The organism is Achromobacter veterisilvae (assembly GCF_900496975.1).
GTDB classification, from domain to species: Bacteria; Pseudomonadota; Gammaproteobacteria; order Burkholderiales; family Burkholderiaceae_B; genus Achromobacter; species Achromobacter veterisilvae.
On sequence record NZ_UFQC01000012.1, the window covers coordinates 192,448 to 203,342 of the forward strand.

At 69.2% G+C, this 10,895-nt stretch carries 10 protein-coding genes; 8 read left to right on the top strand and 2 right to left on the bottom strand.

What is annotated here, in order from left to right:
- Positions 1–56 precede the first annotated feature (56 nt).
- From apaG to AVE30378_RS13835, 5 genes are all read left to right on the top strand, one after another.
- Positions 57–431: a Co2+/Mg2+ efflux protein ApaG gene (gene apaG, locus AVE30378_RS13815; protein WP_039882644.1), complete on the top strand. Its 375-nt coding sequence runs from the start codon at positions 57–59 to the stop codon at positions 429–431.
- Positions 432–467: 36 nt separating this feature from the next.
- A complete protein-coding gene (gene mltA, locus AVE30378_RS13820) occupies positions 468–1,769 on the top strand; it encodes a murein transglycosylase A (RefSeq protein WP_129241442.1) in 1,302 nt (433 codons plus the stop codon).
- Entirely contained in the window at positions 1,766–2,935 is a 1,170-nt protein-coding gene (locus tag AVE30378_RS13825; protein WP_129241443.1) for a UbiH/UbiF family hydroxylase, read from the top strand. The genes mltA and AVE30378_RS13825 overlap by 4 nt, the downstream gene beginning before the upstream one ends.
- Positions 2,936–3,119: 184 nt before the next feature.
- Positions 3,120–3,905: a DsbC family protein gene (locus AVE30378_RS13830; RefSeq protein WP_129241444.1), complete on the top strand. Its 786-nt coding sequence runs from the start codon at positions 3,120–3,122 to the stop codon at positions 3,903–3,905.
- 64 nt (positions 3,906–3,969) lie between these two features.
- Positions 3,970–4,926 (top strand): D-2-hydroxyacid dehydrogenase family protein, encoded by a 957-nt coding sequence (locus AVE30378_RS13835; RefSeq protein WP_129241445.1) that lies wholly within the window; start codon positions 3,970–3,972, stop codon positions 4,924–4,926.
- A 213-nt stretch (positions 4,927–5,139) separates the two neighbouring features.
- On the opposite strand, the gene ttcA is transcribed toward AVE30378_RS13835, so the two are convergent.
- Entirely contained in the window at positions 5,140–6,111 is a 972-nt protein-coding gene (gene ttcA, locus AVE30378_RS13840; RefSeq protein ID WP_129241446.1) for a tRNA 2-thiocytidine(32) synthetase TtcA, read from the bottom strand.
- Between the two features lie 2 nt (positions 6,112–6,113).
- Positions 6,114–6,473: a dihydroneopterin aldolase gene (gene folB / locus AVE30378_RS13845; protein WP_129241447.1), complete on the bottom strand. Its 360-nt coding sequence runs from the start codon at positions 6,471–6,473 to the stop codon at positions 6,114–6,116.
- A 124-nt stretch (positions 6,474–6,597) separates the two neighbouring features.
- Between folB and AVE30378_RS13850 the strand changes: the two genes are divergently transcribed.
- From AVE30378_RS13850 to AVE30378_RS13860, 3 genes are all read left to right on the top strand, one after another.
- Positions 6,598–7,500: an NAD(P)/FAD-dependent oxidoreductase gene (locus AVE30378_RS13850; RefSeq protein ID WP_129241448.1), complete on the top strand. Its 903-nt coding sequence runs from the start codon at positions 6,598–6,600 to the stop codon at positions 7,498–7,500.
- 72 nt (positions 7,501–7,572) lie between these two features.
- Positions 7,573–8,469, top strand: a complete 897-nt coding sequence (locus AVE30378_RS13855) for a helix-turn-helix transcriptional regulator (RefSeq protein ID WP_129241449.1) — start codon at positions 7,573–7,575, stop codon at positions 8,467–8,469.
- Positions 8,470–8,597: 128 nt separating this feature from the next.
- Positions 8,598–10,781, top strand: coding sequence for a TonB-dependent siderophore receptor (locus AVE30378_RS13860; protein ID WP_244235038.1), 2,184 nt, complete (start codon positions 8,598–8,600; stop codon positions 10,779–10,781).
- Positions 10,782–10,895: the final 114 nt, after the last annotated feature.

A 10,895-nucleotide genomic window follows, 5' to 3' on the forward strand; every position in this document is an offset into this window, starting at 1 on the left:
GCGGTATCGGGAATGGCCCGGTGCGGCGGCCCGCTCGTGCCACACAGGGAAGGACTGTGAAACCTTACGACCTGAGCGTCTCCGTCTCTCCGCGCTTCGTGCCCGAACAGTCCGATCCCGGCGAACAGCAGTTCGTGTTCGCCTATACCGTCCGCATCACCAATACGGGCGAGCATCCCGCCCAGGTGATCAGCCGCCACTGGATCATCACCGACGGCAACCAGCGCGTCCAGGAAGTGCGCGGGCTGGGCATCGTGGGGCAGCAGCCCCTGCTGGCGCCCGGCGAGACCTTCGAATACACCAGCGGCTGTCCCCTGCCCACGCCCGTGGGAACGATGCGCGGCACCTATCACTGCGTCGGCGAGAACGGCATCCCGTTCGAAGTGCCGATCTCCGAATTCGTCCTGGCCATGCCGCGCACCCTGCACTGAATGGCCCGGCCCCCGTCGTACGTTTTTCCTCTGCTCATGAAGCGCATTCTCAGTCTGACCGTGCTGTCGGTATTGCTGGCGGCATGCTCCACGCCCTCCGACATCCCCCCCGAATCCGGCGCGCCCGGAACGCCCGCCGGACGCCTGCCCGCCGCCGACGGCCCGCTGGTGGTGCCGCCGCTGTCGGCGCTGCCCGATACCCCGGCGCGCGCCCTGGCGGGCAAGTTCAAGCCCGGGACCTGGGCCGAAATGCCCGGCTGGAGCAGCGATGACCTGTCGCGGTTCTGGCCCCTTTTCCTGCGCAACTGCCGCGGCCTGATGCGCCCCACTTCCGGCAACCTGGCCGCGCCCGCGCGCGCCACGCCGCGGGCCTGGCAGCCGGTCTGCGCGGCCGCGGTGGATCCGTCCCGCGCGCCCGCCGCCGGCGACAGCGAGGGCGTGCGCCGCTTTCTGCAGACCTACCTCCAGCCCTGGCGCCTGAACGCCGCCGACGGCAAGCCGGCGAGCAATACCGTTACCGGCTACTACGAGCCGCTGGTGCGCGGGTCGCGCCGCCAGGGCGGCAGCTACCAATGGCCGCTGTACGCCGTGCCCGCCGACCTGCTGACGATCGACCTGGGGGCGGTGTATCCGGACCTGGCGGGCAAGCGCGTGCGCGGCAAGCTGGACGGCAAGCGCGTCGTGCCCTACGACACGCGCGCGGCCATCGAATCGTCCGGCCGCCGCCCGCCCGTGGTGGTGTGGGTGGACGACCCCGTGGACAACTTCTTCCTGCAGGTGCAGGGGTCGGGCCGGGTGCAGCTCACCGACGGCCCCGATTCCGGCAAGACCATCCGCGTGGCCTACGCCGACCACAACGGGCAGCCCTACGTCTCGATCGGGCGCTGGCTGATCGATCGCGGGGAACTGTCCGCCGACCAGGCGTCGATGCAGAACATCCGGGCCTGGGCGCAGCGCAATCCCAAGCGCGTGCCGGAAATGCTCAATGCCAATCCGGCCGTCGTGTTCTTCCGCGAAGAACCCGTGATCGACCCCGAACAGGGGCCGAAGGGGGCCTATTCCATTCCGCTGGCGCCGATGCGCTCGGTGGCGGTGGACGCGACCTTCGTGCCGCTGGGCGCGCCGGTCTTCCTGGCCACCACCTATCCGGCGTCCGACCGGCCGCTGCAGCGCCTGGTGTTCGCGCAGGACACCGGCACCGCCATCCGCGGCGCGGCGCGCGCCGACTTCTATTGGGGCTACGGCGACGACGCCGGGCAGCAGGCGGGCCGCATGAAGCAGCGCGGCCAGATGTGGGTGCTGTGGCCCAAGCAGGCAGGGGAGCCGTCAGCAAGATGAGCCATCAGATCGTCGTTTGCGGGGCCGGCATCGTCGGCCTGTCCACCGCCCTGGCGCTGGCCCGCCGCGGGCAGCGCGTCGCCGTGCTGGCGCCGCGCGCCAGCGTGCCGGCGGCCGACCCCGACCGCTACCATCCGCGCGTCTACGCCATTTCGCCCGCCAGCCAGCGCTTCCTGGCCGAACTGGGCGTCTGGGACGCCATGCCCGCCTCCCGGCTGATGCCGGTCGGCGCCATGGAGATCCACGGCGACGCCGACGGGCAGGTGAACCTCAACGCCTGGCAGGCGGCGCTGCCGCAACTGGCCTGGATCGTCGAGTCCGGCGAAATCGAGCGCGTGCTGATCCAGGCGGTCCGCATGTTCGGGATTCCCTGGCTGGAAGACCGCTGCACGGGATACCAGAGCGGCGCCGTCGAGACCGAAAGCGGCGCCCGCATCCAGGCGGAACTGTTCGTGGGCGCCGACGGCGCGGCCTCGCCACTGCGCACGGCGGCCGGGCTGAAACACGAATCCCGGTCCTACGACGACACGGGCCTGGTGGTGCACCTGGATGCCGAGCGTCCGCACCAGGGCACGGCCTTCCAATGGTTCCGCGACGACGGCGTGCTGGCCCTGCTGCCGCTGCCCGACACCTCGGACGGCCCGCAGGTCTCCATGGTCTGGTCCATGCGCAGCGAGCGGGCCCAGGCCCTGCTGGCGCTGCCGGCCGACGAGCAGGCCGCGCGCCTGGAAGCGCTGCTGGCCGACGCCGCCGAAGGCCGGCTGGGGGCCCTGAAGGTCCGCAGCAAGCTCCACGGTTTCCCCCTGACCCTGGAACGCGCCCAGATGGTGGCGCCCGGCATCGCGCTGGCGGGCGACGCGGCGCACCGCCTGCACCCGCTGGCGGGGCAGGGCCTGAACCTGGGCCTGGGCGACGTCGAGGCCCTGGCGCGCACGGTCGCCGGCCGCGAACCCTACCGCGAGGCGGGCGACCTGCGGGTCCTGCACCGCTATCAGCGCGCGCGGGCCGAACCGGTGCTGGCCATGCGCCTGGCGACCGACGGCCTGCACAAGCTGTTCGCCTCCCGGGCCACGCCGCTGGTCTGGCTGCGCAACGCCGGCATGCAGTGGGTGGAGCGCGCGCCGCTCATCAAGCGCCGCCTGATCGCCGGCGCCTCGACCAACTGACGGGCCGCCCGGGTTAGGGCCGCCCGGGTGAGGGCCGCCCGCGCCAGGGCCGCCCGGCGGAACCTTGGGCGCTGGCGGGCGTCTGACCTTCAGGCGGTCCTGGCTTGCGCCGGCGCGGGGGCGCCTTCGCGCGGATCGGTTACGCTTGCCCGGAAGAACACGATAGACGAGTACAGGAGTACTGATGAATTTCCGCATATCCGCCATCCTGGCGGCCGGTTTCCTGGCTGTGTCCGCCGGCGCGATGGCGCAGGACGGCAAGGCCGTCTCCACGCAATCCCCGGGGCAGCCCGCCAAGGGCGCCAAGAGCTATTCCACGACGCAGGTGGCGCCGGCGGATCCCGTGGCGGACGCCGTCAAGGACCGCTTCAAGCAGCGTTTCACCGGCATGGACGTCACGGCGGTGCGCCGCACGCCCTATGGCCTGTTCGAAGTGCAACTGGGCATGGACATGATCTACACGGACGAAAAAGTCACGTGGGTCATGGAAGGTCCGCTGATCGACGCCATGACGCGCCGCGACGTGACCCGGGAATCGCAGGAACGGCTGAGCGCCGTGACGTTCGACCAATTGCCGCTGGACCTGGCGATCAAGCAGGTCAAGGGCGACGGTTCGCGCAAGGTGGCGATTTTCGAAGACCCCAATTGCGGCTACTGCAAGCAGTTGCGCAAGACGCTCGAAGACGTGGACAACCTGACCGTCTACACCTTCCTCTACCCCATCCTGTCGCCCGATTCCAAGGTGAAGGTGCGCGACGTGTGGTGCGCCAAGGACCCGGGCGCCGCCTGGGATGACTGGATGCTGCGCGGCCGCAAGCCCGCCACCGCCGATTGCGACGTGCCCCAGGACAAGCTCCTGGCCCTGGGCCAGGAATTGATGGTGCGCGGCACGCCCACCCTGTTTTTCGCAGACGGCTCGCGCACCAGCGGCGCGCTGCCCCTGGAGCAAATCAAAGCCCGCTTGAACTGACCGGCGCGATGCGCGCCGGCCGGGAGGCTGGCGCGGCAGGCGCCACGCCACCCGGAGACAACACTTGAAAATCGCAATACTCGACGATTACCACGACGTAGCCCGGCGCTATGCGGACTGGACCTCGCTGGGCGGTGACGCCGAGGTTCGGATCTTCAACAATTTCATTCCGCCCGAACAGGTCGAGGCCTCGCTCGAGGACTTCGACGTGATCGTGGCCATGCGCGAACGCACCCCGTTCCCCGCGGAGCGCATCCGGGCGCTGCCCAGGCTGCGGCTGCTGATCACGACGGGCATGCGCAACAACGCCATCGACATGCAGGCCTGCGCCGAACAGGGCATCGTCGTCTGCGGCGCGCCCGGCAGCGCCGACGCCAACACCGCCACGGCCGAACTGGCCTGGGCGCATATCCTGGGCCTGTTCAAGCACCTGCCCGCCGAAGACGCGGCCATGCGCCGCGGCATGTGGCAGACGGCCATGCCCGAACCGCTGGCGGGCAAGCGCCTGGGCGTGCTGGGCTTGGGCAAGCTGGGCACCGCGGTGGCGAAAGTGGGCCTGGCCTTCGGCATGGACGCGGTGGCCTGGAGCCCCAACCTCACGGACGAGCGCGCCGAGGCCGCGGGCGTGAAGCGGGTGGACAAGCACGAGCTTTTCTCCACGTCCGACGTCGTCAGCCTGCACCTGATTCTTTCCGACCGCAGCCGCCACGTGGTCGATGCCGCCGCCCTGGCCGCGATGAAACCGACCGCCTACCTGGTCAACACCTCGCGCGCCGGCCTGGTGGACCAGGAAGCGCTGATGGACGCGCTGGTGAAGTTCCGCATCGCGGGCGCGGGGCTGGACGTCTACCCCGAAGAACCGCTGTCGCCCACGGATTCCGTGCGCGACCTCGACAACGTGATCCTCACGCCGCACCTGGGCTACGTCAGCCGCGAGAACTTCGAGGCGTTCTACCAGAACGCGCTGGAAGCGGTGAAGGCATGGCACGCGGGCAAGCCGATACGCGTGCTGAACGCGTAAGCCGCTCCCCAGGTGTCAGACATCCTGGATCACGTAGGATGGGTGGAGCGCGAGAATTTCGGCACAAGAACGCAACGGCCCAGCGCGCGAAACCCATGCGGCCGTGGGCAGTTTGTGCCAGGTCTCGGCCGGAAAACAAGCGATTGCGGCCGCATGGGTTTCGCGCGTTGAGCACCTGGGTTCTTGCCTAGGAACTGCCGCGCTCCACCCATCCTACGATCCGCGCGTGAATACCACCTTCTTCTCGACGATGGCGTCCGGCTCCTGCGCTTGCGGCGTGTCGCCGCAGGCTTCGGCGCCATCCTCTTCCGGGTCCACGGCGTCGAACGCCGTGTCGCCGTTTGCGTCCGGCACGCCGGTGGGCTTCAGGCCCGCGAAGTCGAACAGGTCGCGGTCCATCAGGTGCGAGGGCACCACGCGCGACAGCGCGTTGAAGACGTTCCACGACCGGCCCGGGTGCTGCCTGTCCCATTCGTTGATCATCCGGCCGACTTCCTTGCGCTTCAGGTTTTCCTGCGAGCCGCAGAGATTGCACGGAATGATGGGGAACTGCTTGAGTTCCGCGTAGGCGATCAGGTCGGTTTCCGGCACGTAGGCCAGGGGGCGGATCACCGTATGGCGGCCGTCGTCGGACACCAGCTTGGGCGGCATGCCCTTGGCCTTGCCGCCGTAGAACAGGTTCAGGAAGAAGGTGCCCAGGATGTCGTCGCGATGGTGGCCCAGGGCGATCTTGGTGGCCCCCAGTTCGGACGCCACGCGGTACAGGATGCCCCGGCGCAGGCGCGAACAGAGCGAGCACATGGTCTTGCCCTCTTCCAGCACGCGGGTGACGATCGAATACGTGTCCTGCGTCTCGATGTGGAAGGGCACGCCCAGGGTCTTCAGATACTCGGGCAGGATATGGTCGGGAAAGCCCGGCTGCTTCTGGTCCAGGTTGACCGCGATCAGCTCGAACTTGAAGGGCGCGCGTTTCTGGAGCTGGAGCAGGATGTCCAGCATCGCATAGGAATCCTTGCCGCCCGACAGGCACACCATCACGCGGTCGCCGGCCTCGATCATGTTGTAGTCGGAGAGGGCGCGGGTGGTTTCGCGGGCAAGCCGCTTGGTCAGCTTGTTGCCTTCGTGGCGGGCCTTTGCGTCGGCGGGCGTGCGGAATTGCACGTCGGGGGTGGCGATATCGTTCATGGTCAGCGCGTGATCTGGATTTCCACGCCCACGGCCGCACAGTCGGAAAAGGCCATGGGCTTGCTGATGCGCAGGCGCAGCGCGCGGATTTCCTGGAAGTCGGCCAGCAGGCGCGCGGCGACCTGCTCGGACAGGGTTTCGATCAGGTTCACATGGGCCTGCGTGCATTCTTCCACGATGGCCTCGCGCAGGCGGCGGTAGTCCAGCACGCTGTGGATATCGTGGTCGTCGACCGTGCGCTGGATGTCCACGTCGAATTCGGCGTCGACATGCAGGGGCTGGGTGGCGCGGCGCTCGTGTTCGAGGATGCCGATGCGGGCGTCGAGCGCGAGCCCGGAAAGAATGATGCGGCGTGTAGGCATGATGAAAACCTGGGTGGGGTAGCCGGGAATTGTAAGGCTGACGCGGGATGGGGGCGGCCCGCTGGCTACAATCCGGCCATGTCCGGGCGTCCGCGAGGCGCCGGCGCAGTCAATAAGGGGTGAAATGCAACAGATGCACGATTCGGTCATTGTAGGCGGCGGCCCGGCCGGCGCCTCCTGCGCCCTGTGGCTGGCCAGGCTGGGCCTGTCCCCGCTATTGGTCGAGGCCAGCGGCCGCCTGGGCGGGCTGGGCAACGACAATCCGTTCGCCGACGACTGGATCGCCGTGCTGCCGGGCGTCACCGGCCAGCAGGTCGCCGCCAATATCGACGCCAGCGTCCGGGCGGCGGGCGTGCCGCTCCGCCTGGAAACCCGCGTCACCGGGGTGCGGCCCTGCAAGGGCGGCATCGAGGCAACGCTGGCCGGCCCGTCGGGCACCGAAACCCAGGCGCGGGCGCGCACCCTGGTCATCGCCTCGGGCGTGCGCGCCAAGGGCCTGCCGGACCACCCGCCGGGCGCGTCCTGGCCCGGCGTGCTGATCGGGCCGGGTTCGCCCATCGTGGCGCACGATTACTCCGGCCTGTCCGTGGCGGTGCTGGGCGGGGGCGACAACGCTTTCGAGAACTACGTCTACGTGCGCAACCGCGGCGCGCGCGCCGTCCACCTCTACGCCCGCAGCGTCCGCGCCCAGCAGCAATGGGTGACGCGCGCCGGCCATGACGGCGTGCGCATCGGCCCGTACAAGGTCGACCCCGCCGCCCGCAGCGTCGACGGCCGCCGGTACGACCTGATCCTGGTCTTCTACGGCTGGGAGCCCCAGGCCGGCTTCGCCGACAGCCTGCAACTGGCCCGCGACGAGCGCGGCTACATCCGCACCGATTTCGCCACCGCCGAAACCAGCGTGCCGGACATCTACGCGGTGGGCGAAGTGGCCAACCGCATGCACCCGTGCGTGGTGACGTCCCTGGCCGACGGGGTGGTGGCGGCCAAGGCCATCCAGCGGCGCTGGGAACGGGCGGGCGCGTAGCGCGGCCGCGGCGTTGAGCCGGGCAGGAAATCGGGTAATAATAATTATTCTCAAATAAGCCCGGATCGCTCCATGCCCGATCACCGCAGCGCGCCGCCCGCGGCCGGCGCTTTTGCCGAACACTACCGAATCGACGCGGCGCTCAGTCTCGCCGGCGGCTATGCGCTGCGCGCGGGCGTGTTCCGGCGCGGCGTGACGCAATGGCGCGACGAGGCCATGTTCCCCGGCCTGAAGGTGATCCTGCTGGACGGGCGGGTGGAGAGCCGCGTGGAGGACCGCAAGCCGGTGATGCTGCGCGGGTCCACGCTGTGCCTGGCCTGGAATCCCGGGCAGGCGCAAGGCGCGGATGCCTTCGAGGCGGGGGTGGACCAGCGATACACCATGGTCAGCCTGCCGGACACGGTGCTGGGGTCGGAACTGGGCGTGGACGCCGGCTTCTTTTCCCGCCTGGACCCGCAGGGCGGCGCCGGCGGTCCGGCACTCTGGCACGGCGCGGCCGGGCGCGAAGCGCGCCGCATCGCCGACCAGGTCCGCGTCTGCCGCTATGACGGCGCGGCGCGCAGCCTCTACCTGGCCGCCAAGGGCCTGGAACTGGCCGCCGTCGCGCTGGCGCAGGCCGGCCGGGCGCGGGAAGAGGCCGCCGCCCCGAGCCAGGCCGCGCGCGAACTCGACGCCGCCCATGAAGCGCGCCGCCGCCTGCTGGCGGACCTGCGGCAGGCGCCCGGCCTGGTGGAATTGGCGCGCGCGCTGGGCGTGCAGGCGCGCAAGCTCGATCACGCCTTCAAGCAGGCCTTCGGCGTCAGCATGGCGCGCTGCGTGCAGGAAGCGCGCCTGCTGCGCGGCCGCGAACTCATTCTGAACGGCGGCCTGTCGGTGTCGGAGGCCGCCTGGCACGTCGGCTACGGCGCCGCGCATTTTTCGGTGGCGTTCCGCCGCCGCTTCGGAACGCCGCCCAGCGCGCTGCGCTAGCCGCCGCCCCGCGGCGGGCAAAAAGCGAAAGCCTTAGTACAGAATTCGAAAGCCTTTTCGATTGCCCCCGGATTCACCGTTGAAGATGATTATCAATCTTATTTAACGGAACGAAACCGGAGGGAATTGTGGGTATCGAGATACGCGCGGGATGGCTGGAGTTCGCCGCCGTCGCGGCCGCGCTGGCGGTGGGGGCCGGCGAGGCGCGCGCGCAGGAAGCGGCGCTGCTGGCGCCGGTCACCGTGCATGGCGAACAGGCGGGTGTCACCGAAGGCAGCCAGTCCTACACGGCGCCCAGCGTCACCATCGGCGGCAAACTGCCGCTCTCCTTGCGCGAGATTCCGCAATCGGTATCGGTCATCACGCGCCAGCGCATCGAAGACCAGAACATGGCGTCGCTGGAAGACGCCATGGCGCAGACGCCGGGCATCACGATAGACCTGGCCGCGACGGCGGCCATTCCGCAGTTCTATTCGCGCGGCTTCCAGATCGAATATTTCCAGTACGACGGCGTGCCCATGCAGACGGGCGGCGCGTCGTGGGCGCAGCCCGACCTGTTCATGTACGACCACGTCGAACTGCTGCGCGGCGCGGCGGGCCTGTTCAACGGCGCGGGCCAACCCGGCGGCGTGATCAATCTGGTCCGCAAGCGTCCCACGAACGAATTCCAGTTCTCCGGGGCGGCGGGCGCGGGGTCCTGGGACAACTACCGGGGCGAACTCGACCTGTCCTCGCCGCTGAACGCATCCGGCTCCGTGCGCGGCCGCGTGGCGACGGCGATCGAAGACCGCAAGTACTTCTACGACGTCGCCAATTCGCAGAAGCAGGCCTACTACGGCATCCTGGAGGCCGATCTCGGCGCCGACACGCTGCTGACGATCGGCGGGAGCTACCAGAAGCGCGACTGGCTGCCCTACATGATGCACATGCCGCGCTACCAGGACGGCGGCGATCTCGGCCTGACGCGCGGCACCTATCTGGGAGCCGACTGGAACCGCTGGGACTTCGAGAACACGCAGGAGTTCGCGGAGCTGGCGCACCGGCTTTCGCCGGACTGGACCGTCAGGCTCAACGTCAATCATGCGGAAGAAACCAGCAAGCTGAAGTACGCCTATGTGCGCGGCGCCGTGGACCGGCAAACCGGACTCGGCCCGCGCCTGTACGGCGGCGGCAATCAGTACCGCAACCGGCAACTGGGCGTGGACCTGATGGTGACGGGCGCGTTCGAAGCGCTGGGCCGGCGCCATGAGCTGGTGTTCGGCGGCAATTGGTACGACCGCAGCGCGCGCGCCTACAACGCCTATTCCCTGCCCGGATTCCCGCCCCAGGCGGTGGACGTCTTCGACTACGACGTGAACGACTACCCCGAGCCCGCGGATCCGCAATGGGGCAGCAAGAGCGACGTGAAGACGCGCCAGTCCGGCGTTTACGCCATGGCGCGGCTGAAGGTGGCGGATCCGCTGACGCTGGTGCTCGGGTCCCGCATGAGCTGGTGGCGCACGCAAACCCAGGATCTGATCAGCGGGGACCGCGGCGACGCGGTCAGCGAGCACGGCCGTATGACGCCCTATGCGGGCCTGGTGTACGACATCGACAGCCACTGGTCCGCCTACGCCAGCTATGCCGACATCTTCCGGGTGCAGAGCGACCTGCGCACCGCCAGCGGCGGATCGCTGCCGCCGGTGGTCGGCTCCAACTACGAGGCCGGCGTGAAGAGCGAATGGCTCGACGGCCGCCTGAACACCTCCTTCGCCCTGTTCCGCATCATCGAACGCAACCGCGCGCAACGCGATCCGGCCTATCCCGACGTGGGCGACTGCTGCTATGAAGCCAGCGGCGAGGTGCGCAGCCAGGGCATCGAGACCGAGGTGTCCGGCCGCATCGCGCCGGGCTGGGAGGTGGCGGGCGGCTACACCTTCAACACCACCCGCTACCTGAAGGACAGCGCCAACGGCGGCGCGGCGTTCCGCACGTTCACGCCCAAGCACATCTTCCAGTTGTGGACCACCTACCGACTGCCGGGCGAATGGAACCGCTGGAGCGTGGGCGGCGGCGTCAATGTGAAGAGCGGCATCTACACCGAGAGCGCGGTGCAGGGGCCGGTGCGCGGCAGTTCGGTGCGCGTGTCCCAGGGCGGCTACGCCATCTGGAACGCGCGCGTGGGATACCGCGTCAACGAGCACGTGTCGCTGGGCCTGAACGTGAACAACCTGTTCGACAAGGTCTATTACCAGCGGCTGGGCAACGCCGACATGGGCAACGCCTATGGCGAACCGCGCAGCGTCATGCTGAGCATGCGCGTGAAGTACTGAAGCGGCGATTCAATGCAGACAAGGAGAACACGATGCAAGCATTTCTGAAGCGGTCCCTGCGCGCGGCGGTCCTGGGCGCGGCGCTGTGCGCGGGCGGGGCCGCGCAGGCCGCGG

Bases quoted from the DNA above. Each gene is read 5' to 3' on its own strand.
- mltA (WP_129241442.1), top strand. From the start codon at position 468: ATGAAGCGCATTCTCAGTCTGACCGTGCTGTCGGTATTGCTGGCGGCA.
- AVE30378_RS13825 (WP_129241443.1), top strand. From the start codon at position 1,766: ATGAGCCATCAGATCGTCGTTTGCGGGGCCGGCATCGTCGGCCTGTCC.
- AVE30378_RS13830 (WP_129241444.1), top strand. From the start codon at position 3,120: ATGAATTTCCGCATATCCGCCATCCTGGCGGCCGGTTTCCTGGCTGTG.
- ttcA (WP_129241446.1), bottom strand. From the start codon at position 6,111: ATGAACGATATCGCCACCCCCGACGTGCAATTCCGCACGCCCGCCGAC.
- folB (WP_129241447.1), bottom strand. From the start codon at position 6,473: ATGCCTACACGCCGCATCATTCTTTCCGGGCTCGCGCTCGACGCCCGC.
- AVE30378_RS13850 (WP_129241448.1), top strand. From the start codon at position 6,598: ATGCAACAGATGCACGATTCGGTCATTGTAGGCGGCGGCCCGGCCGGC.
- AVE30378_RS13855 (WP_129241449.1), top strand. From the start codon at position 7,573: ATGCCCGATCACCGCAGCGCGCCGCCCGCGGCCGGCGCTTTTGCCGAA.